The sequence below is a fragment of the Streptomyces sp. NBC_00442 genome, assembly GCF_036014195.1.
GTDB lineage: Bacteria > Actinomycetota > Actinomycetes > Streptomycetales > Streptomycetaceae > Streptomyces.
In genome coordinates this window covers 2,808,780-2,834,156 of the sequence record NZ_CP107918.1, presented here as the reverse complement: position 1 = coordinate 2,834,156, position 25,377 = coordinate 2,808,780, and the positions used below count along the sequence as shown (strand labels likewise).

General features: G+C 72.5%; 15 protein-coding genes. 10 read left to right on the top strand and 5 right to left on the bottom strand.

Annotated elements, in window-relative coordinates; translation table 11 throughout:
* Positions 1 to 18: 18 nt before the first annotated feature.
* Entirely contained in the window at positions 19 to 534 is a 516-nt protein-coding gene (locus tag OG432_RS12630; RefSeq protein ID WP_328310847.1) for a hypothetical protein, read from the bottom strand.
* A gap of 157 nt (positions 535 to 691) precedes the next feature.
* Positions 692 to 1,936 (bottom strand): nucleotide sugar dehydrogenase, encoded by a 1,245-nt coding sequence (locus OG432_RS12625; RefSeq protein WP_328310845.1) that lies wholly within the window; start codon positions 1,934 to 1,936, stop codon positions 692 to 694.
* Positions 1,937 to 2,171: 235 nt separating this feature from the next.
* Between OG432_RS12625 and OG432_RS12620 the strand changes: the two genes are divergently transcribed.
* From OG432_RS12620 to OG432_RS12580, 9 genes are all read left to right on the top strand, one after another.
* On the top strand, positions 2,172 to 3,878 hold the full coding sequence (locus OG432_RS12620; protein WP_328310843.1) for a glycerol-3-phosphate dehydrogenase/oxidase: 1,707 nt from the start codon (positions 2,172 to 2,174) through the stop codon (positions 3,876 to 3,878).
* A gap of 1,603 nt (positions 3,879 to 5,481) precedes the next feature.
* Positions 5,482 to 7,464 (top strand): serine/threonine-protein kinase, encoded by a 1,983-nt coding sequence (locus tag OG432_RS12615; protein ID WP_443058568.1) that lies wholly within the window; start codon positions 5,482 to 5,484, stop codon positions 7,462 to 7,464.
* Positions 7,465 to 7,762: 298 nt separating this feature from the next.
* Complete coding sequence (locus tag OG432_RS12610; RefSeq protein ID WP_328310841.1) at positions 7,763 to 10,567, top strand: protein kinase; 2,805 nt, start codon at positions 7,763 to 7,765, stop codon at positions 10,565 to 10,567.
* Positions 10,568 to 10,770: 203 nt separating this feature from the next.
* Complete coding sequence (locus OG432_RS12605) at positions 10,771 to 12,480, top strand: serine/threonine-protein kinase (protein ID WP_328310839.1); 1,710 nt, start codon at positions 10,771 to 10,773, stop codon at positions 12,478 to 12,480.
* 144 nt (positions 12,481 to 12,624) lie between these two features.
* Positions 12,625 to 14,439 carry a serine/threonine-protein kinase gene (locus tag OG432_RS12600; protein ID WP_328310837.1) on the top strand — a complete coding sequence of 605 codons (1,815 nt, stop codon included), beginning with the start codon at positions 12,625 to 12,627 and terminating at the stop codon, positions 14,437 to 14,439.
* Between the two features lie 73 nt (positions 14,440 to 14,512).
* Complete coding sequence (locus OG432_RS12595) at positions 14,513 to 16,276, top strand: serine/threonine-protein kinase (RefSeq protein WP_328310835.1); 1,764 nt, start codon at positions 14,513 to 14,515, stop codon at positions 16,274 to 16,276.
* Between the two features lie 144 nt (positions 16,277 to 16,420).
* The gene (locus OG432_RS12590) at positions 16,421 to 18,049 is read left to right on the top strand and encodes a succinic semialdehyde dehydrogenase (protein WP_328310833.1); all 1,629 of its coding nucleotides are present in this window, start codon (positions 16,421 to 16,423) and stop codon (positions 18,047 to 18,049) included.
* Between the two features lie 61 nt (positions 18,050 to 18,110).
* A complete protein-coding gene (locus OG432_RS12585; protein WP_328310831.1) occupies positions 18,111 to 19,943 on the top strand; it encodes a GMC family oxidoreductase in 1,833 nt (610 codons plus the stop codon).
* A 298-nt stretch (positions 19,944 to 20,241) separates the two neighbouring features.
* Positions 20,242 to 21,444 (top strand): hypothetical protein, encoded by a 1,203-nt coding sequence (locus OG432_RS12580; RefSeq protein ID WP_328310829.1) that lies wholly within the window; start codon positions 20,242 to 20,244, stop codon positions 21,442 to 21,444.
* 328 nt (positions 21,445 to 21,772) lie between these two features.
* Here OG432_RS12580 and OG432_RS12575 read toward each other — a convergent pair whose 3' ends face one another.
* Positions 21,773 to 22,108, bottom strand: a complete 336-nt coding sequence (locus OG432_RS12575) for a chorismate mutase (RefSeq protein ID WP_328310827.1) — start codon at positions 22,106 to 22,108, stop codon at positions 21,773 to 21,775.
* A 321-nt stretch (positions 22,109 to 22,429) separates the two neighbouring features.
* Between OG432_RS12575 and guaA the strand changes: the two genes are divergently transcribed.
* Positions 22,430 to 24,019, top strand: a complete 1,590-nt coding sequence (guaA, locus tag OG432_RS12570) for a glutamine-hydrolyzing GMP synthase (RefSeq protein ID WP_328310825.1) — start codon at positions 22,430 to 22,432, stop codon at positions 24,017 to 24,019.
* Positions 24,020 to 24,112: 93 nt separating this feature from the next.
* Here the strand turns inward: guaA and OG432_RS12565 are convergent, their stop codons facing one another.
* Both OG432_RS12565 and OG432_RS12560 read right to left on the bottom strand, forming a co-directional pair.
* Positions 24,113 to 24,499 (bottom strand): hypothetical protein, encoded by a 387-nt coding sequence (locus OG432_RS12565; protein WP_328310823.1) that lies wholly within the window; start codon positions 24,497 to 24,499, stop codon positions 24,113 to 24,115.
* Between the two features lie 162 nt (positions 24,500 to 24,661).
* Positions 24,662 to 25,270 (bottom strand): TerD family protein, encoded by a 609-nt coding sequence (locus OG432_RS12560; protein ID WP_328310821.1) that lies wholly within the window; start codon positions 25,268 to 25,270, stop codon positions 24,662 to 24,664.
* Between the last annotated feature and the right edge of the window lie 107 nt (positions 25,271 to 25,377).

Below are 25,377 nucleotides of genomic sequence, written 5' to 3'. Positions count from 1 at the left end.
GTGCGTTCGACGCAATGCTCAGGCGGAAGCCTTCTTGGCGCCCGAGAAGGCGGCGACGGCCGCGATCAGGAAGAAGAGGAAGGTGAGCGGGTCGGCGTCGTCCTTCCAGACGTGGTTGAGGTCGCTGAAGTGCTGGGTGAACAGCTCCGTGACGCTCAACGGGAGCTGCTTGGAGATGATGATCGCCTCGCCCAGGAGCTGGCCGAAGTAGACGGCGATCAGCGAGAGCACGGCGCCGAGGACGGGCAGGGCGGGGTTGCGGCCGCCCAGCTTGCCGGTGGCGAAGCCGACGACGAAGCCGACCGCCACGGCCGCATAGCCGATCTCATGCTTGGTGGCGCCGATGATCGCGCCGTAGATGCCGGCGGTGACGACAGCGGCGACGATCGCGGCGATCAGGCCGAGCGCGAAGTTGTTCCGCACCGGAGCGGCCGGCGGCGCCGCCGGGTAGCCGAAGCCGGCCTGCGGCGGCTGGCCCTGGTCGTACGGGCCGGGCTGCGGCTGCTGCTGCGGCGGCGGAAAGGACTGGCTCATCTTCGCGTTCCCCCTGGAAACAAACATGGACAAGCGCACGACTGTGCGATTGAGCGGCCCCGAAGAGTAACAGCCGCGTCCGCGTGCACGTAGGGGATAAATAAGCGCTGGGATCACACTGGAACCGCACCGAGATCACACTGGGACCGCACCGGAATCACAGCCGGTGCGCGGCTCCCGCCGGAGTCGCGCCACGGGTGTCCAGGAGGAGCTGCGCCTTGACCGCGAGGCCCTGGAGGTCGTAGGTGCGGTGGTGCTGGAGCAGCACCGTCAGATCGGCGTGGGCGGCGGCCTCGTAGAGCGAGTCGGCGCGCGGCACCGGCTGGTCGCGGACACGCCAGGTCGGCACGTGGGGGTCGTGGTAGGTGATCTGTGCGCCCAGGTCCATCAGGCGCCCGGCGATCTCGCGGGCGGGGGAGCCCTCCTGGTCGGCGGAGTCCGGCTTGTAGGTCACGCCGAGGAGCAGGACACGGGCGCCGCGGGCCGATTTGCCGTGCTCGTTCAGGAGCGTGGTGGAACGCTGGATCACGTAGCTGGGCATGTGCGCGTTGATCTCGCGGGCGAGGCCCACCATGCGCAGGCCCGCGTAGGGCAGCGGGGCCGGGTCGAGCGGGATGCCGTGACCGCCGACGCCGGGGCCCGGCCGGAAGGCCTGGAAGCCGAACGGCTTGGTCTCTGAGCAGCGGATGACGTCCCAGAGGTCGACGCCCATGTCGTGGCAGAGCACGGCCATTTCGTTGACCAGGGCGATGTTGACGTGCCGGAAGTTGGTTTCGAGCAGCTTGGACATCTCGGCCTCGCGCAGCCCCCGGGCGCGCACCACCTTGTCGGTGAGGCGGCCGTAGAACGCGGCGGCGGATTCCGTGCAGGCCGGGGTGAGCCCGCCGATGACCTTGGGGGTCGCGGCGAAGCTGTGGGTGCGGTTGCCGGGGTCGATGCGGCTCGGGGAGCAGGCGAGGTGGAAGTCCCGCCCGGCCCGCAGGCCCGAGCCCTCTTCGAGGAGCGGGCGCAGGAATTCCTCGGTGGTTCCGGGGTATCCGGCCGATTCCAGGATGACGGTGGTGTGCGGCCGCAGCCGGCCGGCCAGCGCGCGGGCGGCGTCGCCCACCGCGCCGAGGTCGAGGGTGCGGTCGGCGCCCAGGGTGGTGGGGGCGCAGATGACGGCGGTACGGACCCGGCCCAGTTCGGCGGGGTCGGACGTGGCGCGGAAGCCTCCCGCGAGCATGCGGCGCAGATCGGCGGGGGTGAGCGAGCCGTCGACGGGGGTGCGCCCCGCGGTGAGTTCGGCGACGGCGTGTGGATCGGTGTCGTGGCCGACGGTCTGGATGCCGGCGGCGACGGCGGCTTGGGCGAGGGGCAGGCCCAGGTGGCCGAGTCCGATGACGGCGAGGTCTGCGGGCATGTGACCGTCCTTTCCCTTAGCCGGAGGGGACATGGAGCGCAAGCCCTGTGGACAGAATGGGCGTGCGGAATGTCAGACTAAGAGGAAATATGACTGATTTGCGGCATTGGGAGGGTGTGGGGGAGCGAGTGTTGTCCACAGGCGGTGGCCGATGTCGGTGGTCCCGTCCAGAATCGAGTGTGTGAGCCAGACCACCCGGTCTGCGGGACCAACCCCGACCAACCGGAGGCATGCCGTGAGGACAGCGACACTGGGACCCGAGCAGCGCGCACAGGCGCTCGCCGCCATGGCGGAAGGCGAGCTCGACGTGCTGGTCGTGGGCGCGGGGGTGGTCGGCGCGGGCACGGCACTCGACGCGGCGACCCGCGGCCTCGCCACCGGCCTCGTCGAGGCGCGGGACTGGGCGTCGGGCACATCCAGCCGATCGAGCAAGCTGATCCACGGCGGGCTGCGCTATCTGGAAATGCTCGACTTCGCCCTCGTGCGCGAAGCACTCAAGGAGCGGGGCCTGCTGCTGGAACGGCTCGCCCCGCACCTGGTGAAACCCGTCCCCTTCCTCTACCCGCTGCAGCACAAGGGCTGGGAGCGGCTGTACGCGGGATCCGGCGTCGCGCTCTACGACGCGATGTCCCTGTCGTCGGGACACGGCAGGGGCCTGCCGACACACCGTCACCTGAGCCGCCGCCACGCCCTGCGGGTGGCGCCCGCGTTGAAGAAGGACGCGCTGGTCGGAGCGTTGCAGTACTACGACGCGCAGATGGACGACGCCCGCTATGTCACCACCCTGGTGCGCACCGCGTCCTCGTACGGCGCACAGGTCGCCAACCGGGCCCGGGTGGTGGGCTTCCTGCGCGAGGGCGAACGCGTCGTCGGCGCCCGGGTGCAGGACGGAGAGGCTGGCGGAGAGTACGAGATCCGCGCCAAGCAGGTGGTCAACGCGACCGGGGTGTGGACCGACGACACCCAGGCGCTGATCGGGGAGAGGGGGCAGTTCCATGTACGGGCCTCGAAGGGTATCCACCTGGTCGTGCCCAAGGACCGGATCCACTCGAATACCGGCCTGATCCTGCGGACCGAGAAGTCCGTGCTCTTCGTGATCCCCTGGGGCCGGCACTGGATCGTCGGCACCACCGACACCGACTGGGACCTGGACAAGGCGCACCCCGCCGCGTCCAGCGCCGACATCGACTACCTGCTCGAACACGTCAACTCGGTGCTCGCGGTGCCGCTGACCCGGGACGACGTCCAGGGCGTATACGCCGGCCTGCGGCCGCTGCTCGCCGGGGAGTCCGACGCGACGAGCAAGCTCTCGCGCGAACACACCGTCGCGCACCCGGTGCCCGGTCTCGTGGTCGTGGCGGGCGGCAAGTACACGACGTACCGGGTGATGGCGAAGGACGCCGTCGACGAGGCGGTGCACGCGCTCGACCAGCGGGTGGCGGCCTGCGTCACCGAGGACGTGCCGCTGCTCGGCGCCGAGGGCTACAAGGCCCTGTGGAACGCCAGGGCGAGGATCGCGGCCAGGACCGGGCTCCATGTGGTGCGCGTGGAGCACCTGTTGAACCGTTACGGCTCGATGGCCGAGGACCTCCTGGAGCTGATCACCGCCGACCCCGCGCTCGGCGAACCGCTCGCCGCGGCGGACGACTACCTGCGCGCCGAGATCGTGTACGCGGCATCGCACGAGGGAGCCCGCCACCTCGACGACGTACTGACCCGCCGGACCCGGATCTCCATCGAGACCTTCGACCGCGGCACCCGCTCGGCCCGGGAGTGCGCGGAGCTGATGGCGCCGGTCCTCGGTTGGGACACCAAGCAGATCGAGAAGGAGGTGGAGCACTACGAGAAGCGGGTGGAGGCCGAGCGGGAGTCGCAGCGCCAGCCCGACGACCTGACGGCGGACGCGGCCCGGCTCGGGGCGCCGGACATCGCACCGGTCTGAGGCGGGCCGGACATCGCACCGGTCTGAGGCGCGCACGGCCTGCCAGGGCCGTGCGGGACCGGAGAGGCTTCGTACGGGGTGGAGTTGGCGGGGCCGCGTACGCGGCCTCCGTACTCCGGCTCGGTACTCAGCGGCCCGTCGCGGTACTACGGTGGCCACGAACGACTTGGCGATGCCGCTCGCCCGGGTGGGGAAGGTCCTCGCCGGTGTGGCGGCTGTCGGCGAGTGAGGTGTTCGGCGGTTGCGGCGCAGGGTGCGCTCTCGGGTGCGGTGCGGTGCGGTGCGGTGCGGTGCGGTGCGGTGCGGTGCGGTGCGGTTCGGGGTGTGGTGCCGGGTGGCGGGAGACCGTCGTCCGACGACCGGCCGATGTCGTGGCTGGTGCCGTGGGCCGGGGCCGGGCCGGGCCGTGCGTCGGCGGCGCCGACCGGGCTTTGCCCGGACGGTGCTCGGGCGTTGCTCGACGCTGGAAGGGCCCGCTTTGCCGGGTTTTGACGCCGTGTCGATGACACACAGTGCTGTCGTCATCGCTGCAACGAACGGGCTCCGAAGCCTCGGCACGCTGGGCTTCCCTTACGCCGCCGCCAACTTGGCGGCCGACGGACCCGGGACCATCGCCGGTCCCGGCGTGAGGGACAATGGGGGCTCTGCCAGGGCGGGTTACGGGCCTCGCGCGGACGCCGGGTTCGAGTACGGCTCCGGGCGGGTCCGGTACCCGGCAGGGCAAGCAGGTCGGAGCGGTGAGCCGGGCCGCCTCCATGAGGCAGGTCGCGGCGGGCCGCGGGCCGAGGCCGGCGCGGGCGAAGATCAGGAATCGCAGAGGGGACGCATGTCGGAGGCGGAGCAGTCGCGGGAACCCGAGCGGGACGAGCGACAGGAGCCGGGGGCGTCGTCGACGCCCGCAGAATCCGCCTCGGGCGAGGCGGGTACGAAGTCCGGGCGGCGCCAGGCGGATGCGGCGGACGCCGCATCCGCGGCCGACCCGACGGCCGAGCCCGGTCGGGGCCCGGCTTCGCGTGCCGCCGAGCCGGACCTGACCTCCGCGGCCGAGCCGCGTGCGGGTGAGGCGTCGAATGCGGCCCCCGGCCGGCCCGATCCGAGGAGGTCGGTCGCCAAGTCCGCTGCGGAAGCGGCGGGTGCCGAGCGGGCCGCCCCCGCGCCGAAGGCCAAGTCGGCCGATGCGGGAGGGGCGGCGAAGGCCACCGGTAAGGCGGAGGACGCCAAGTCCGGCTCCCGGTCCGCGGATGCCGAGCCCGACTCCGGTCCCGCCGACGCAAAGCGAAGCGGCACCACGTCGAACCTCCAGCCCGCCGACACCACGTCGGACTCCGGTCCCGCCGACCGCACTCCGGCTCCGAAGGCGGGCTCTCAACTCGCCGATGCCGAGCCGGATCCCCGGGCCTCCGGTGCCAAGCCGGACCCCCAGGCTGCCGGCGCCAGGCAGGCTTCCGGTCCTGCCGACCGTAAGCCGGCCGTGAAGGCGGGCTCTCAACTCGCCGATGCCGAGCCGGCTCCCCAGGTTCCCGGCGCCAAGTCGGGCCTCCAGGCCGCCGACGCCAAGCCCGGTGCGGCGGGCGGTAGGAGTGGGGGCGGGGGTAGGAGCGGTGTGGGGCTTGGCAAGGGAGGCTCATCCGGCGCGGGGGTCGCGGCAGTTGCTGCCGGGGCCGGGGCCGGGGCCGAGAGCGATGCGGGTGGTGGGGAAGGCCGGCTGCTCGCCGGCCGGTACCGGCTCGGTGGCGTTCTGGGCCGGGGCGGTATGGGCACCGTCTGGCGCGCCGTCGACGAGACGCTCGGGCGGACCGTCGCCGTCAAGGAACTCCGCTTCCCCTCCAGCATCGACGACGACGAGAAGCGGCGCCTCATCACGCGCACCCTGCGTGAGGCCAAGGCGATCGCCCGGATCCGCAACACCGCCGCCGTGACGGTCTACGACGTGGTGGACGAGGACGACCGGCCCTGGATCGTCATGGAACTCGTCGAGGGCAAGTCTCTGGCCGAAGCGGTCCGCGAGGACGGCACCCTGACGCCCCGCCGAGCCGCCGAGGTGGGCCTCGCGATCCTCGACGTCCTGCGTTCCGCGCACCGCGAGGGCATCCTGCACCGTGACGTGAAGCCGTCCAACGTGCTGATCGCCGAGGACGGCCGGGTCGTCCTGACCGACTTCGGCATCGCCCAGGTGGAGGGCGACCCCTCCATCACCTCCACCGGCATGCTCGTCGGCGCGCCCTCGTACATCTCGCCGGAGCGGGCCCGCGGGCACAAGCCGGGTCCTGCCGCCGACCTCTGGTCCCTCGGCGGATTGCTGTACGCGAGCGTGGAAGGCGTACCGCCGTACGACAAGGGCTCGGCGATCGCGACGCTCACCGCTGTGATGACCGAGCCGGTCGATCCGCCCAAGAACGCCGGGCCGCTGCTTGAGCAGGTCATCTACGGGCTGCTCGCCAAGGACCCCGCGCAGCGGCTGGACAACGCGGCCGCGCGCAAACTGCTCACCGAGGTGCTCAACGCGCCCGAGCGCCCGGAGCCCGCGCCCGAGCCGGTGTCGTCCGAGGCGACCCGGGTGGTTCCGCTGCCCCCGCTGCCCCGTGAGCCGAAGACCGACGCGGCCGCCGAGCGGATGCGCGGCGCGCTGAAGTCCGTACGGAACGCGGCCGCCGAGGCCAAGGCGTCGGCCAAGGAGAAGGCACAAGGCGCCCGCGAGGCGCGGGACGTCCGCTCCAAGGGGGTGCCCGCGCCGCGGTCGAGGACCGGTTCGCCCTCCGGCCCGGTCCCGCCGCCGCGCGCTTCGCTCACCGATGTCGTGCCGCGCCGCACCCTGATCATCATCGCGGTGGTCGCCGCGCTCGCCATACTCGGCACGGTGCTCGCCGTCACGCTCAGCGGTGGGGACGACACGTCGGGCAAGCCCAAGGGGGACAAGGCCGCCTCCAGCGGGCCCGCGGCCGGGGGATCTCCCGCGAGCAGCAAGAAGGGCGGCGGAGGTCGGACGTCGTCCGGCGGGAGCACCCCGTCGGGGCAGGGTTCGACGAGCGGCCAGGGCTCCACGGCCGGCCAGGGCTCGTCGGCCGGGCAGGGCGACGGCAAGGGCACCGGCGACGACACGAACACGGGGGACGGCTCGGGCACCGGTGACGGCGGCAAGGGCGGTGGCGACGGTTCCGTGGCCACCACGCCCTACAAGTCGGATCAGGGCTTCTCCATAGGGCTGCCCGCGGGCTGGTCGTACAAGTCGACCGACGACGCGGGCGCCCGCTTCACCGGCCCCGACGGGCAGCGCCTGTTGATCGGCTGGACCGACACCCCCAAGTCGAACCCGGTGGCCGACTGGATGAACCAGGAGTCGTCCATGACGAGGTCGGGCTACAAGCGGGTGAAGATAGCCGCGGTGAGCTACCGCGGCTGGCCCGCGGCCGACTGGGAGTTCACCTACGACGACAGCGGCACCAAGTACCACTCCGTGGACCGCGGCTTCGTGGTCAGCACGAGCCGGGGCTACGGCATCATGTTCTCGGCCAAGGACGAGGACTGGTCGAAGCCGCAGACGCAGCAGACGCTGGCCGCGCTCTTCGCCACCTTCCAGCCCGCCTGACCCTGTGCCCGCCCTACCCCCTGTGCCCGCCCTACCCCCTGTGCCCGCCCTACCCCCTGTGCCCGCCCTACCCCCTGTGCCCGCCCTACCCCCTGTGCCCGCCTGCCCCTGTGAACGGGCTGTTGCGGGGCCGCCGGGGAAACGGGGTATCCCCCGGACGTGACGCGCCGAGGCCACGTATCGTGAGAGCTCGCGGACGGTACGCATCCGCAACAGGCCGGTAAACGACCGGAATTGACGGGTCGCGGCGGGAGTGAGTGCCGTGATCCGGGGGAACAGCGCGCTGTGGGGAGGCGTCGTGGACGATTACGCGGGTCGGGTGCTTGCCGACCGCTATCGGCTGCCGTTGCCTCTTGACGACACCTACGATCTCGTCGAGACACGCGCCTTCGACACCTACAGCGGGCAGCAAGTACTGGTCCGTCAGATCCCGTTGCCCGAGATCGTCGACGCGGAAGTGCTCGAAGGCGACGACGCGTACGGGACCCCCGACGCCTACATGCGCGGCGGCGACGACGCCGGGTACGGCGACGGGAGCGGATACGGCGAGGCTCCCGGGTATGGGCGCACCACCCGCAGGCCCGCCGAGCCGGCCGTGCGGCGCGCCGTCGAGGCGGCCCAGGCGGCCGCGCAGATCCCCGATCATCCGCGCCTCGACCAGGTCTTCGACGTGTTCGCGCAGGACGGTTCGCTGTGGATCGTCAGCGAACTGATCGCCGCGCGCCCGCTGTCCGCGCTCCTCGCCGACCGTCCGCTCAACCCCTTTCGTGCCGCGGAGGTCGCCTCCGACGTGCTGACCGCGTTGCGGGTGCTGCACGCGCACGGCTGGACGCATCGCAACATCACGGCCCGCACCGTCCTGATATGCGACGACGGGCGGGTCGTCCTGACCGGGCTCGCGGTGGGCGCCGCACAGGAGGCGCTGTGTGGATACGCCCCCGTGCCGCTCTCCTCGGACGACGACGGATTCGGCGGCGCGCCGCGGCCCACGACCGCGTACGAGCTCGACGAAGCGCCCCCGCACGGCACTTCGGCACCGGACCCCGCTACGGGGACCGCCACCGGCCCCCCGTCCGAAGCGCACCCCGCGCCGTCGGGAGCCCCCGCAGCGCCGCCCGGTGCCGCCGGGCGGGCCGGGGTGATCGCGGCGTACCGCGCGGGTGCCAGGGCGGCCGCGCGCGCCGCGACGGACGCTTCCCTGCCGGAGCAGCGGCCGGACGCGGAGCAGCGGCCGGACCCGGAGCACGAGCAGGCCGCTCTGCCCGGCCAGGCCGCTCCGCCCGGCCGGGCGGAGCGGGGCGAAGCCGAGGAGGGCGGGGCCGGCACCGATCAGGGCATGTACGACCCCGTGCGCGGGGTGCGGGTGCCGAGCGGAGGCGCCAGCCCCTACGCCGATGACCAGGGCCCCGACTCCGGCCGCACCCGCCGCCAGTACGACCCCGTGACGGGTCGCTGGGTGCCGCGCTCCGCCGGGCGCCCGACCGAGGAGGCCCCGCGCCCCGAGGCACTGGCCCCGCGCCCCGACGCACCGGTCCCGCACCCCGAAGCGCCGCGCCCGCACAACGGCGCCGACGCGCCCACCGGACCCGCCCGGTCCGCCCGGCCCGCTCGCCCCGAAGGCTACGAACCGTCCCGCGCCCAGGCCCCCGCGCCCAGGACGCCCGCGCTGCCGCCGGGGTTCCGCGCCGATGCCTTCCGCGCCGATTCCCAGCGCCTGCCGCACCCGGCTCCTTCCGCACCCGTGCCTGCCCCCTCCCAGGAACGGACCCCCGAGGCTCGGCGGCACCCCGCCTCGGAACGGCACCCCGCCCCCGAACGGCACCCCGCCCCCGAGGGCCGCACCGCGCCCTATCGCGGTCCCGCCAACCGGCTCGCCGCCGAGCGGGCCCGGCACACCCGCATGGCCGTCGTCGGGGCGGTCACCGAGCGGTGGGCGCCCGAGCAGGCCGGACCCATACACGAGAACTGGCGCCTCGCCCCGCCGATCGGCCCGGCCACCGATCTGTGGGCCCTGGGCGCCCTGCTGTTCCGCGCGGTCCAGGGACACGCCCCGTACCCGGAGGAGAGCGCGGCCGAGCTCGTACAGATGGTGTGCGGAGAGCCGCCCGCGTTCGCCGAGGAGTGCGGGCCGCTGCGGCCCGTCGTGGAATCGCTGCTGCGCCAGGACCCCACCGAGCGGCCCGAGTTCGAGGAGCTGCGCGGCTGGCTGCGCTCGCTGGTGCGCTCCGCACCCGAACCCGAGGCCGGCATCCGTGTTGCCCCGGTGATCGTCCCCGACGACAAGAAGCTCCCCATCGTGCGCCGCAGGGGCGAACTGGTGCGGCGCAGAAGGAAACCCGCCGCGCCCCCCGCCGAGCACGGCCGGCACCGGCACCGCCAGGCCGCGGCGCCGAGCGGAAGGCCGAGGTCGCTCGGCCGGCTGCTGCTGGTCCTCGTCCTGCTGCTGCTGGCCGGCGCGATCGCGTACGCCGTGCTGTTCATGCCCCGCTCCGACTCGGCGCAGGACACGGGCGGCGCCCGGCCGACCGGATCCGGCGGGCAGCAGAGCCCCGGCTCGTCGGCGGACAGCCCCCGTGCGCCGACGCCCAGCGGCACGCCGCCGTCCCAGCAGACGCAGACCACCGGCCCCGGCGGGACGAGTTCCGCGCCGGCCGCCGGCTACGTCGTACGCAAGGACCCCGAGGGGTTCCAGGTCGGCGTCGACAGGAGCTGGCAGCGGCAGCCCATGAACGATGCCGGGCAAGTCCGGTATGTCGGGGGCGACTTCACGCTGATCGTCGTTCCGGGCCGGGACACCGTGCAGGCCGACGGCTCCGATCCGCTGGCCTACCAGGCGGACAAGGAGCGCGAACTCCAGCCGTTCCGGGACTCCAGTTGGTCCACGTCGACGGGACTGCGGCGCATCGACGTGGGGCAGCAGACCATGGCCGAGGGGCAGTTCACCTGGCGGGACAGCAGCGGACGGCAGGTGTACGTCCGCAATCTCGCCCTCATTGTCAATGGCCGATATCACGTGGTCCAGGTGATCGGACCCGAGTCCCAGCGTGACAAGGTGACAGAGATCTTCGGGCAGGCCACCGGCGCCTACCGGGCCGCTCGCTGACGGCCGGTCACGCTCCGCACTCTCCGAAATCGCCCCGCCGGCACGGGATTCCACGTGTGTGCGGATTGCGTTGCTCCGGTGAAAGACCAGGTCATCGCGGTAAGGACGGTTCGCGGGGTCACGGTTGGGTGCCCCCGAGGTTCCCTGGCCGGATTCCGCTCCGTAATCTGGCTCCGTAGGAAAGGTCTGGGTGGGCGGGGGACGTGGAAAACACTCACAGCACGAGCGGCTCCGGAGCGGGGCTGTTGCTGGCCGGGCGCTATCGGCTCGGAGACGCGATAGGCCGCGGCGGCATGGGCAAGGTCTGGCGCGCCCACGACGAGGTCCTGCACCGTACCGTGGCCGTCAAGGAATTGACCGCCGCCCTGTACGTCGCCGAGGCCGACCGGGCGGTACTGCACGCCCGCACCCAGAAGGAGGCGCGGGCCGCCGCCCGCATCACCCACCCCGGCGTGGTCACCGTCCACGACGTCCTCGACCACGACAACCGGCCCTGGATCGTCATGCAGTACGTCGACGGGCCCTCGCTCGCCGACGCCGTCAAGGAGGCCGACGGCCACCGCATCGAGGCGCGCGAAGCCGCCCGCATCGGGCTGCACGTCCTCGGCGCGCTGCGTGCCGCGCACACGGCCGGTGTCCTGCACCGGGACGTGAAGCCGGGCAACGTGCTGCTCGCCCGGGACGGCCGGGTACTGCTCACCGATTTCGGGATCGCCGCCATCGAGGGCGACGTCACCATTACCAGGACCGGTGAACTCGTCGGCTCCATCGACTATCTGGCGCCCGAACGGGTCCAGGGAGCCCACCCGGGGCCCGCCTCCGACCTGTGGTCGCTCGGCGCCACCCTGTACGCCGCGGTGCAGGGCGAGTCGCCGTTCCGGAGGGACTCGCCGATCTCCACCATGCAGGCCGTGGTGGAGGAGGAGCCTCCGGCGCCGGACCGGGCCGGAGCGCTGGGGCCCGTCATCATCGCGCTGCTGCGCAAGTCGCCGGAGGAACGGCCCTCGGTGGAGCAGGCCGAGCGGATGTTCCTCGACGCGATGGAGGGCCGCGCGTCCCTGGCCGCCCAGGCCCATGTGCCGACGGGGCCGCTCTCCGCGGCGGAGCTGCGCTCGGCCGCGGGCGCGCAGACCGGGCCCACCGTGGCGAACGCCGCATCGCGCCCGCAGCCGGCCCCCGAAGCGCCCCAGCCGCCTCGGGTGCCGACGCAGGGGCACGGGCAGGGGCAGGCTCCGGCTCAGGCACCGGCGCCCCGCAGGCGGCGCTGGCGCACCGTGGCGCTGGTGGTCGCGCTGGCCGCCGTGGTCGGCGTGGGCACCGGGTTCGCCTACCTGAAGTACCAGGAGGGCAGGGGCGGTTCTGGCACGGGAGCGGGGCCGGGTGCGACCGGGTCCGCCGCGCCCTCGTCCCCGGAGGCCGGCCGACAGCCCAGCGGGGGCGACCAGTCGGTGCCCGCCGGCTGGCAGCGGGTCACGGACAGGGCCGGCTTCACCCTGCTCGTGCCCAAGGGCTGGAAGCGCCAGATGGACGGCACCGAGATCGACTACACCCCGGACAACGGCAAGCACCGCATCCGCATCAGCATCGACAAGGTTCCGGACTTCGAGAACCCGTACATGCACATGCTCAACATGGAGAAGTCGCTCAAGGACCGGCTGCCCCTGTACAAGCGGGTCACCCTGCACAGCAACAACTACCGCGACCAGGTGAAGTCCTCCCTCTGGGAGTTCACCTACACGGAGAAGCAGGACTTCCCCGGCAAGCGGCACGCCATCGACCAGATGTATTACGGCGACGGCGGCAAGCCCGAGTACGCCCTTTACATGTCGGGCCCCGAAGAGGACTGGGCGACCATCCGCCAGCAGTTCGACACGGTGCTCCAGAGCTGGCAGCCCTCGGCCTCGGGCGGCTGAGCGGGCGGCCCGCCGGGTGGCCGAGCGGGCGGCCGAGCGGCGCGCGAGCGGCCGGTTTCCCTACGTGTGGCGAACGCCGCCGGAGGCCGCCGGGGTGCGGCATGATGGGCCTTCACGCGTGCGGGGAGATCGAGGGGGAACCCCATGCCCACAGCAGAGCAGGATCCAGGCGCACCTCGTGACCGGCCCGACTCCCGCCTGATCGCCGGGCGTTACCGCCTGGGGAGGCGGCTGGGGCGGGGCGGGATGGGCACGGTGTGGCGGGCGCACGACGAATTGCTCGGCCGCCAGGTCGCCGTGAAGGAACTCCACCCCGAGGGCGGCGCCCCGGCCACCGCGGCGCTGCGCGAGGCCCGTGCGGTCGCCCAGATCAAACACCCGCACGTGATCGTCGTGCACGACGTCGTCGAGGACCGCCCGCCCGACGACGCGGCCGGTGCCCGCCGTTCGTACATCGTGATGGAACTCGTCGACGGCGGCTCGCTCGCCGACCGCCTCGCCACCAAGGGGCCCGTCGGGGCCGACGAGGCCGCGCGGATCGGGGTGGCGCTCCTCGGTGCGCTGGCCACCGCGCACGCCAGGGGTGTGCTCCACCGCGACCTCAAGCCCGCCAACGTCCTCATCGAGGAGGACAACGGGCGCGTCGTGCTCACCGACTTCGGCATCGCCCAGGTGCCCGGTGCCGCGACGATCAGCGAGGAGGGCGCGTTCGTCGGCTCGCCCGAGTACACCGCGCCGGAACGGATGCAGGGCGCCGGGGCCGGGCCCGCCTCCGACCTGTGGTCGCTCGGCGCGCTGCTCTGCGCGGCCCTCAGTGGTGAATCGCCTTTCCACCGGGACTCGTTGGGCGGAGTCCTGCACGCCGTCGTCGTGGACGAGATCCGGCCGCCCGCCGCCGCGGGGCCGTTGCTGCCCGTCGTCCAGGGTCTCCTGGAGCGGGACCCGGCGTGCCGCATCGGCGCGGCCGAGGCCGAATCGCTGTTGCGCGTCTTCATCGCCACGGGCAGCACACCGTGGCCGCGCCCCACGCCGGCCGACCGCATCCCCTCCGCGACGACCCCGCCGCCCGCCGTGTCTCCGCCCGCCGTATCGCCATCCGTCGTATCCCCGTCCGCCGAGTCGCCCGTCCCGGGGTGGACCGGCCCCGAGCGGCCCGAGCTCTCCGAGCCGCCCGAGGGCTCCGAGCGGGCCGCCGTTTCCGAGCGGGCCGCCGTTTCCGATCCGCCCGGCACCCCCGGCGCCGCGACCGTGTCCGTCGCCCGGCCGTGGCGGGCCCGGAGCCTTCTGGCGGGGGCCGCCCTCGTGCTCGTCCTGGCAGGGGCGGGCGCGGCCGTCGCGGTGTTCGCGCTCGGCGGCCTGGAAACGGGTCGCGACGCGGGGGAGCGGTCCGTGCCGAGCATGGTCGCCGGCGCGCCCGCGTCCCCGGTCACCACCGCGTCCGCGGCGCAGGGCGAAGCGCCACGGCGGCCGCCTCCGCCGCCTCCGCCGCCCCCGCGGCGGGCCGGCCCGCCGCCGATCCCCGCCGGATTCCATTTCGTGCGTGACCCGGACGGCTTCGGGCTCGCGCTGCCCGAGGGCTACGTACGCACCACCGACGCGCAGCGCGTGTTCTACAACTCCCCGGACGGCGCCCTGAAAGTGGGGATCCGGACGCAGCACACCGTGCCCGCGGGGCCGCTCGGCGTCATGCGGCAGGAGGCCGCTGCCGGGCCTGTCAGCAACCCCGGATACCGCGACGGCAAGGTCACCGCCACCACGCACCGCGGGCACGACGCCGCGCTGTGGGAGTTCACCTGGAACGGCTTCACCAAGACCGAGGGAGCCCGGCACACCTACGACATCAGCTGGGACGCCCTGGGGCGGATGTACGACGTGTGGGTGTCGGCGCCGGTCGGCCGGCTCGACGAGGCCAAGCGGACCTTCGACACCGCGCTCGACTCCTTCGTACCCGAACTCTGAACTTGTGTCACGGCTCTGCATCCGCACCGGGCCCGGCGTGGCACCGGGCGGCGCCGTTCGTCAGGATGTGGTCATGACGAACGATGGAGGGCGGGCGGACGAGCCCACCAGCTACGCCCTGCGGCCCCCGCAGCCCGCCCCGGTGCCGCGGCAGCAGCCGCACGAGCCGGCGCGGCCGCACGATCCGGCACCGCACGAGCCGGCGCGGCCGCACGACCCGGCGGCCCACGAGCCGACGCAGCACCACGGCCCGGCGCAGCAACCCGTCGACGACGGCACCGGCCGGCTGCTCGGCGGGCGCTACCGGCTGGTCGCACGGCTCGGGCACGGAGGAATGGGCACGGTCTGGCGGGCCCGCGACGAGGTCGTCGAGCGTGACGTGGCGGTCAAGGAGCCGCGCGTGCCGGACCACTTGGGCGATCGCGAGCGGTCCACCGTCCATCTGCGCATGCGGCGCGAGGCCCGCGCCGCGGCCCGCATCGACCATCCGTCCGTGGTCACCGTGCACGACGTCGTCATGGAGGGCGGGGAGGACGGCAAGCCGTGGATCGTGATGGAACTCGTGCGCGGCCAGTCGCTCGCCGACCGGCTCCAGGAGGGCACGCTCGACGTCCGCGAGGCCGCCAGGACCGGTCTCGCCGTCCTCGGCGCGCTCGCGGCGGCGCACGAGGCCGGTGTCCTGCACCGTGACGTCAAGCCGGACAACGTGCTGCTCGGGCGCGGCGACCGGGTCGTGCTCACCGACTTCGGCATCGCCCAGGTCGAGGGCGAACAGGGCCTGACCGAGACGGGTGCCTTCGTCGGCTCGCCCGAATTCATCTCTCCGGAAAGGGTGTTGGGGCAGCGTCCGGGCCCGGAGTCGGACCTGTGGTCGCTCGGCGTCGTCCTGTACGCGGCCGTCGAGGGCATGTCGCCCTACCGCCGGAGCAACACCCCGGCGACCCTCCAGGCGGTGCTGTCCGCGGAGCCGCAGATGCCTGCCCGCGGCTCCGGCGCGTTCGGCACGCTCGTCATGCAGCTGCTGCGCAAGGACCCTGCGGCCAGGCCGAGTTCGGCGGAGGTCCGGGCCACCCTGGAGGCCGTGGCCGCCCCCGAACCGGCCGCGTCCACGACGAACGGGCAGTCCGCGGCAGGACGGCCCGGCGGGCGGTCCGCCGGCGGACGTGCCGCGGCCGGGCGGTCCGCGGGCGGGAGCGCACCCGGCGCGAACCGCTGGCTGCCGCCCGTCCTCGCCGAGAGCCGCCGTGCGCGGTACGGGCTCGGCGGCGGCTTCGTGGCCGTGGCGGCCGCGCTCGTGCTGCTCCTCGCGGACCCGTTCGGCGGCGGTGGCCTTCCCGACGGCTGGCAGGTCAGGCCGGAGAACGAGGTGCTCAAGGCGGACATGACGGTCCCCGACGACTACGCCCGCACCCAGAGCAGCGACGGCGACAGCGTCACGTACGACGACCCGAGTGCCGTCTTCACGATCTACGCCGACCGGCTCGACCCGGCCACGGACAAGACCGGCGCCACGTTGCCCGCCGACCCCGCGACCTGGAAGGCGTACTACGAGAAGGGCGGCAAGGACGGTATCGAGTTCAAGGACGGCAAGGTGACCACCGCGACCGTCGAGCACCAGGGCAAGAAGGCGTACGACCTGGTCACCGACTACACCCCGAACTCGGCTTCCTCCAGGACCAATCCGGTCCGCTACCGCTACCACGAGCTGCTCGTGCCGGGTAAGGGCACGGCCTACTGGCGGCTGCGCGTCTCGATGCCGGCGGCGGGCAAGGGCGCCAAGGACGGCGAGGCACTCTTCGCCGAAGTCTCCGGAGGCCTGAAGATCCACGACCTGTGATCCGGTCCGTGTCCGATCCGTCGTCGACCGCACAAGTCGCTGATCAGCACTTATGCGGCCAGTGATCGCTGGCATGATCGGCGGGCCCCGAAAAGCTGTTACCGACGGGTACCGAAAGTGCCCTTCCCGGCATACGCTCCCCCCATGACGGACTCGCAGGCCTCGCCCACGACCACCCTCACGCCCGCCGGTACCAATCCGGTGGCCCCCGCCCCGGCGGGGGCGCGCACCGCCGCAGACGTCGTCACGGCGCAGCTGGTCGCCCAGCTCACGCGGGGTGTGGTCGGCTCGGGGCGGACCGCCAACCACACGCCGTTCAGCGGGGAGAAGCTCGCCGACCTGCCCGAGTCCACGCCCGACGACGTCGCCGAGGCGTTCGCCCGCGCCCGCACGGCGCAGCGCGCCTGGGCCGCGACACCGGTCCGTACCCGGGCCGCGGTGCTGCTGCGCTTCCACGATCTCGTGCTCGCGCGCCAGGCCGAGGTGCTCGACCTGATCCAGCTGGAGACGGGCAAGGCGCGCCTGCACGCGCACGAGGAGGTGCAGGCGGTCGCCGTCGCCGCCCGCCACTACGGGCGCAAGGCCCCCGCCTACCTGAAGCCCAAGCGGCACACGGGAGTCGTGCCTACCCTGACCAAGGTCACCGAGCTGCGCCAGCCGCGCGGGGTGGTCGGGCAGATCGCGCCCTGGAACTACCCGCTGGAGCTGTCGGTGGGCGACGCGCTGCCCGCGTTCGTCGCCGGCAACGCCGTCGTGATGAAGCCCGACACCGAGACCGCGCTGACCGCGCTGTGGGCGCGCGACCTGCTGATCGAGGCGGGCCTTCCGGCCGAGGTCTTCCAGGTCGTGCTCGGTGACGGTCCCGTCGTCGGCCCCGAGGTGGTCAAGCACGCCGACTACGTCTCCTTCACCGGCTCGACCCGCACCGGCCGCGAGGTCGCCCAGGGCGCGGCGGCCCGACTGGTGGGCGTGTCGCTGGAGTTGGGCGGCAAGAACGCCATGCTCGTGCTGCACGACGCCGATGTGGAGAAGGCGGCGGCGGGCGCGGTGCGCGCCTGCTTCTCCTCGGCCGGACAGCTCTGCATCTCGATCGAGCGGCTGTACGTGCACGCGTCGATCGCCGACGCGTTCCTCGACCGGTTCGCCGCACGGACGAAGGCGATGCGGCTCGGCCGGTCGCTGGCGTACGGGGCGGACATGGGCTCGCTGGTCGGCGAGCGTCAGCTGGAGACCGTCACCCGGCACGTCGAGGAGGCCGTCGCCAAGGGCGCCACGCTCGTCGCCGGCGGCGTCGCCCGCCCCGACATCGGCCCGCTCTTCTACGAGCCCACCATCCTGGACGGCGTCGAGGCGCCCATGGCGGTGTGCACCGAGGAGACCTTCGGGCCGGTCGTCTCCGTCTACCGCTTCACGGACGAGGACGAGGTGATCGAGCAGGCCAACGGCACGCCGTACGGCCTCAACTCCTCGGTCTGGACGAAGGATTCGCGCCGCGGCCACGAGGTGGCGGCCAAGCTGAGCACCGGCACGGTCAACATCAACGAGGGGTACGCCCCCGCGTACGGCAGCGTCCAGTCGCCGATGGGCGGCATGAAGGACTCGGGGCTCGGCCGCCGCCACGGCTCCGAGGGCATCCTCAAGTACACCGAGGCGCAGACCGTCGCCCAGCAGCGCGTCATCCCGCTCGCCCCCTCCTTCGGCATGGACGACGAGAAGTACGCGGCCTTCATGACCCTCAGCCTCAAGGCGATGAAGGCGCTGCGCCTGCGCTAGGCCGTCTCTTCGAAGCTCGCCCCCGCCCAAGTTCACTTTGACCCCGTGCACGAGGAGAGCCATGTCCCAGGTACCCCCAGCGCAGAATCCGGACGAGGACGGCGGGTACGACTACGACGTCGTCGTGGTCGGCTCGGGCTTCGGCGGCTCGGTGACGGCGCTGCGGCTCACGGAGAAGGGGTACCGCGTCGGCGTGCTCGAAGCGGGCCGGCGTTTCACCGCGGCGACCCTGCCGAAGAACTCCTGGGACATCAAGAACTACCTGTGGGCGCCGAAGCTCGGCCTGTACGGCATCCAGCGCATCCACCTGCTCGGCAACGTGATGGTGCTCGGCGGCGCCGGTGTCGGCGGCGGCTCGCTCAACTACGCCAACACCCTCTACGTGCCGCCGAAACAGTTCTTCGACGACCCGCAGTGGAAGTCCATCACCGACTGGCAGGACGAGCTGGCGCCCTACTACGACCAGGCGCGGCGCATGCTCGGCGTGCGCCTCAACCCGACGATGACCCCCTCCGACGTCCACCTCAAGGCCGCCGCCCAGCGCATGGGCGTCGGCGACACCTTCCACATGGCGCCCGTCGGGGTCTTCTTCGGCGACGGCCAGGACGGTGACGGCACGGCGAAGGCGCGGCCCGGCACGGCGGTCGACGACCCGTACTTCGGTGGCGCGGGCCCCTCCCGCAAGGCGTGCACCGAGTGCGGCGAGTGCATGACGGGGTGCCGGCACGGCGCGAAGAACACCCTCAACGAGAACTACCTCTACCTCGCCGAGAAGGCGGGCGCGGTCGTCCACCCCATGACCACCGTCGTCTCGGTGACCGGCGACTCGCGCGGCGGCCACGCCGTCGCGACGCTGCCCACCGACCGCAAGGACGCCCCTGGCCGGCTCTTCACCGCGCGCCACGTCGTCGTCGCGGCCGGCACCTACGGCACCCAGACGCTGCTGCACCGCATGAAGGCGGGCGGGCAACTCCCCTACATATCCAAGAGGTTGGGCGAGCTGACCCGCACCAACTCGGAGGCGCTCGTCGGCGCGCAGACCACCCCCCGCCGCTACCGCAAACGGCACGGCGTGCCCAAGGTGGACTTCACCCGGGGTGTCGCCATCACCTCCTCGATCCACCCGGACGACAACACCCACATCGAGCCCGTCCGCTACGGCAAGGGCTCGAACGCGATGGGCGGCATGTCGATCCTCCAGGTGCCCTACGGCGTCAACCGGGTACGCAACTGGCTCGGCAACGCCGCCAAGCACCCCCTGCTCCTGGCACGTTCGATCAGCAACCACCACTGGTCCGAGCGAACGATCATCGGTCTGGTCATGCAGTCGCTCGACAATTCGCTCACCACCCACCTCAAGCGGGACGGCGTCGGCAAGGGCCTGCTGACCGCGGAGCAGGGGCACGGCGCGCCCAATCCCAAGCAGATCAGGGCGGCCACGCAGGGCGCCGCGGCGATCGCGGCGGAGATCAACGGCTTCGCGGGTTCGAACGTCGGCGAGCTCATGGGCACCCCGCTCACCGCGCACTTCCTGGGCGGCTGTCCGATCGGCGACTCGGCCGAGACCGGCGTGATCGACCCGTACCACCGGCTCTACGGGCACCCGGGGATCTCGGTGGTCGACGGCGCGGCCGTCTCGGCCAACCTGGGCGTGAACCCGTCCCTGACGATCACCGCGCAGGCCGAGCGGGCGATGTCGCTGTGGCCGAACAAGGGCGATGAGGACCCCCGCCCGGCGCAGGGTGCGGCCTATGTGCGGCTCGCTCCGGTCGAGCCGAAGGCGCCGGCGGTTCCGGCGGAGGCGTTCGGTGCGCTGAAGCTGCCGTTCCTCGGCCTGCCGCCGGTCCCGCCGAAGCCGCAGGGGGCGCGGCCGGCGACGAAGCCGAAGGCGTAGGCGGCCGCCGCTGCCGTGCGGCAGACCCGGACACGCGAGAGGCGCTGCACCCCCCTCCGAGTGCAGCGCCTCTCGCGAACGCGGAGACCTGGTGGAGCCCCGCAGGCGTGAACAGAGCACGGGCGAGGCTGTTGGTTCCGTCTGCATGACCTGCGACTCACGTGAATGGTTGTCCGTCTTCACGAAATCCTTATGTGATCCACGCCACTTCGCCGGCGGGGCAACTATCGCGCTGTTCCGCCTGTCGAACGGCTGCCGCGGCCGCCCGTGCCGCCCAGGACACGTCAAGGGGATTCACGTGAGCGAGAAGCAGCCGGCCTCGGGAGGGACGTCGGGCGACGACGCGGTGCCGGACGAGGTCTGGGAGCGGTTCGTCCGCGACAGCGAGCTGGACATCAAGGCGTCAGCGGCGCCCAAGGAGCCCTCGGCGCGCGCCCGGCTGGTGACCGACCGGCTGCGCAAGGAGCGGGAGGCCGCCGAGGCCGCAGGCCGGGGCCGCGGCGGCAAGGGCAAGCGGCGGCCCGCCGAGCCCCAGGGCTGGCGGTCCGGGCCCGCGTGGCAGGAGATGGACGGCCGGGCCGGGCGCAGGCGCCGCACGTGGGGCGTGCTGGGCATCCTCCTGTGTGCGGGCCTCCTGCTGGTCGCGCTCAACCCCGCCCGCGCCCTGTCCGTGCTGACCGGTGACGACAGCGGTGACGACACGGCCACGGCCGCCACCCCGCTCCCGGCGGAGACCGCGGCCCCCACCGGCGCCCCGCCCTCCTTCGACCCGGACGAGCCCACTCTCAAGGAGCCGTTCCGCGGCTCTCCCGCGGCGCAGTACGCGGACGGCGCCGCCGGCATCGAGGTGCCCGGGGCCACCGCGGTCGGGGGACTCTCCAAGGAGCGAGTGGCCGCGGCCCTCGCCGATACGCGCGCCCTGCTGATCGACGCCGACCTGAACCCGGTGACCCTGGCCGGCGGCCGTCCCGAGGCGGCGCTCGCGCTGATCGACCCGCGGGAGAAGGACTTCCTGGGCCACCTCACCACCGCGCTGGCCGAGCCGGACAAGGGCCACGACCCGCTGACCTTCTTCACGCGGTTCGACCCCAAGGAGGTCGCGCTGGTGGGGAGCGTGGTCAAGACCCGGGGCCGCATGACGTTCAGCGCCAAGTCCGGCGGGGGAGTCCTCGTGCACGCCGACTACACCTTCGTCTATCCGCTGGCGAAGACGGCGCCCGGCTCGACGGAGGTGGCCCGCACGATCGTGCGCCGGATCCTGGACGTCGAGGTCGCACGACCGGCCGGCGAGGCCTCCACCGGCGGCAGGCTCTGGATCGGCGCGTACGACGAGAACATCGCCAACTCGGCGTGCGACGTCTACGACGGATACGTGCATCCCCAGTTCGGCGACGCGCCCGCGGGCCCCTCGCCGAGCGGCTCCGCCGTCGACCCGTACGACCGCAGCAAGCAGCTGGACGCGGAGCGCCAGAAGGGATGCGGCGTCGTCAGCCGCACCTGAGTGTGAGGGAACACGGCACAACTGCCGTGGGTGAAAGGTGAAGTGAAGCAAGGAGAAGGGTCGCGACCTGGGCGGTCGTCCGACCGGATGCGGTCGGTTCCGGGCGTCCCCGGAACCGACCGCTCTTGGGTGTGACCGGGCTGCTGTCCCCTGCCGTCCGGTCACGCACACTGGGGCGAGGTCCCACGACGTACTTGCAGATACGTCACACGCCCCAGCGGAGCCACGCGTGGTTTCTTCGGGCCCGCCCCTGGCTGGCGCGGACACCCCACCAACGAAGCCGGGCCGGGGACGGTCACGGCGCCGTACGGGTGAGGAGCGCCCGAACTCAGATACGGCCCCGGCACAGCTCCAGCATCGTCATCGCGAGGGCGGTGCCGGGCTTGCCGAGGGCGTCGCGGAAGTGGGCCAGGACCTCCATCTCGCGGTTGAGGTTGACCCGGCGGCCGCCGGAGGCGATGCGGGATTCCTGGATGACGGCGGACACGGCCATGCGTTCCTGGATCAGGCCGATGATGCGGTCGTCGAGCGCGTCGATGCGCTCGCGTGCGCCGGTGATCACCGCGGCGGCCTCGTCGGTGCGCGCGCCGGTCCTCTCGGCGACGTCCGGGCCGGTGAGGGGCGCGCCGGCGAGGGTCGTGCCGGTGACGGTCGTGCTGCTCATGGGGGGCTCCTGGTGAGGGATGCGGCGCCCCGGATCGGCAAGGACCGGAAACCGCAGAGCGCCCCGGGCCTTGTCGGCCCGGGGCGCTCTGGGAAGTGTGTGTCAGTCGCTCAAGCGGCGAAACCCACGAACCCATGGCGCCCGGCGGGCCGGGTGCCATAGGTAAAGACGAAGGTCTGGTGCTCGCGCATGCGCACAGTATGGACCGGCGCCCGCAGCGGGGACCAATCCGGGTTCGGATGGTGAGACGAACCGGCCACCGCCCGCCCCGGTAGAATCGACAAACATCGACCCCCTCCCACCGCCGGAAGGCCGCCACCCGTGCCAGCAGCACCCTCCGCAGCCGCGCCCGACAACAACCCGGACGTCGTCCTGGTCGTCGACTTCGGCGCGCAGTACGCCCAGCTCATCGCCCGCCGCGTCCGCGAGGCCCGGGTATACAGCGAGATCGTCCCGAGCAGCATGCCCGTGGCCGAGATGCTGGCCAAGAACCCCAAGGCGATCATCCTCTCCGGCGGCCCGTCCTCCGTGTACGCCGAGGGCGCCCCGCGCCTGGACCGCGCGATCTTCGAGGCCGGGGTGCCGGTCTTCGGCATGTGCTACGGCTTCCAGCTGATGGCGACCACGCTCGGCGGCACGGTCGACGACAACGGCGCCCGCGAGTACGGCCGCACGCCGCTGACCGTCTCCAAGATGGGCTCCACCCTCTTCGAGGGCACCCCGGCCGAGCAGTCGGTGTGGATGTCGCACGGCGATGCCTGCTCGGCGGCCCCCGAGGGCTTCACGGTGACGGCCTCCACGGACGTCGTGCCCGTCGCGGCCTTCGAGAACGACGAGAAGAAGCTGTACGGCGTCCAGTACCACCCCGAGGTGCTGCACTCCACGCACGGCCAGCAGATCCTTGAGCACTTCCTCTACCGCGGCGCGGGCATCGAGCCGACGTGGACGACGCACAACGTCGTCGAGGAGCAGGTCGCCCTCATCCGCGAGCAGGTCGGCACCAAGCGCGCCATCTGCGGCCTGTCCGGCGGCGTGGACTCCGCGGTCGCCGCGGCCCTCGTGCAGAAGGCCATCGGCTCCCAGCTGACCTGCGTGTACGTCGACCACGGCCTGATGCGCAAGGGCGAGACCGAGCAGGTCGAGAAGGACTTCGTCGCCGCGACCGGTGCGAACCTGAAGGTCGTCGACGCGCAGGAGCGGTTCCTCGACGCGCTGGCCGGGGTCAGCGATCCCGAGGAGAAGCGCAAGATCATCGGGCGCGAGTTCATCCGCGTCTTCGAGCAGGCCCAGCTGGAGATCCTCCAGGAGGACGGCCCCGAGGTCGCCTTCCTCGTGCAGGGCACGCTCTACCCGGACGTCGTCGAGTCCGGCGGCGGCACCGGCACCGCGAACATCAAGTCGCACCACAACGTGGGCGGCCTGCCCGACGACATCGAGTTCGAGCTCGTCGAGCCGCTGCGCAAGCTGTTCAAGGACGAGGTCCGCATGGTCGGCCAGGAGCTCGGCCTGCCCGACGAGATCGTCCAGCGCCAGCCGTTCCCCGGCCCCGGCCTCGGCATCCGCATCGTCGGCGAGGTCACCAAGGAGCGCCTGGACCTGCTGCGCGAGGCCGACGCGATCGCCCGCGAGGAGCTGACCGCGGCCGGGCTCGACCGCGAGATCTGGCAGTGCCCGGTCGTGCTGCTCGCCGATGTGCGCTCGGTGGGCGTCCAGGGCGACGGCCGCACCTACGGCCACCCGATCGTGCTGCGCCCGGTCTCCTCCGAGGACGCCATGACGGCGGACTGGACGCGGATGCCGTACGACGTGCTCGCGAAGATCTCCACCCGCATCACCAACGAGGTCGCCGACGTCAACCGCGTCGTGCTCGACGTGACGAGCAAGCCGCCGGGGACGATCGAATGGGAGTGACCCGGCACGGGGAGACCCGGCACGGGAAGTAGCTCCACCGCTCGGCCCATGGCGTCGCCCCTCGCGAGGGGCGACGCCATGGACGTACCGGGCTCAATGGGCCTTGAGGTGTTCGCGTGCCGCCGCGACGAACTCCGTGCGCAGCCTGGTGAATTCCTCCCAGACGCCGGCGGGCTCCTCGTCGGCCTCGTGCATCGCCCGGATCGCCGCCACGAGCGCCGCGGCCTCCGCGGCCGCGCCCACGGCCTCCAGGTCGATCATGTTGAAGGCGGCCTGCGTCGTCGAGAAGGCGGCATCGGTGGCGGCGAGCGCCTGCTGCCGGTCCTCGTACTCGCCGCGCCAGCGATGCCACGACACCCGGGCCTCCATGTCCGTCGCGGTCAAGAACGCGGCGTACGTCTCCCGGTGCGCCAGATAGACCGCCGTCCAGTCCTGCGCCACGTCGGTGACCTCCCACTCGCAGAGTCCGGTGTCCGACATGCGTCTGACATGTCGTCAGGTCACGATCGCACGAGCCGGCGAAGACGAGAAGATCTGTGCACCGGCCGCCCCGGAAGGCCCCCAACGGCGGGCCGCCGAGGCGCCGTTGCCGGGTGACCGCCACTTGGCGCCCGTCACGTGTTGACCGTCATGCGTCGACGGTTACTTGTTGACCGCGAACCGCAGCAGGCTGTCCTGGTCGCCCTGCTTGACCGTGCCGCGCGTGTTGATGACTTCCAGCTTCCAGGACGCACCCACGCGGTAGGCCTTGGCGACGGCGATGGCGTTTCCGTTGCCCAGGAGCGAGGGCCATATGTCGGCGACCTGCTGGGTGGTGCCGCCGGTGCTGTCGTAGACCTTGAAGGACACGTTCGCGGCCTTCCGGAAGTCGCTGCCCTTCTTGTAGGCGGCGCAGATGAACACGATGCTGGTGACCTGGGGCGGCACCCGGTCGAAGGTGACCTCGATCAGTTCGTCGTCGCCGTCCCCGCGCCCGGTCTGGTTGTCACCGGTGGACGTCACGGCGCCGTTCTGCAGGGGGTCGGTCACGTCCAGGCCGGCGAAACGGACCGGGTCCTTGCCGTTCATGAGGATGGCGAACACATCCAGGTCGGTGCCGCGCGCCTTGCGCAGGGCGCCCAGCAGTGCGCCGCTCCCGCCGGAGGTGGTGTCCCAGGAAGCGCCGATGCCCATCTTCGTCACACCGTCGAGGTCGGCGGCGCCGTGCTCCTTGGTCAGGGTGAGGACGCTGGGTGTGGGCGGAGTGGTCATGATGTGAAACCTTTCCAGTGTCTGATTTGTCAAGTCACGTGACGTGATGTGCGCTATTCAACCACCCGGATGGGTTAAAACGGCAGGGTCGGTGCCACACCGTCATG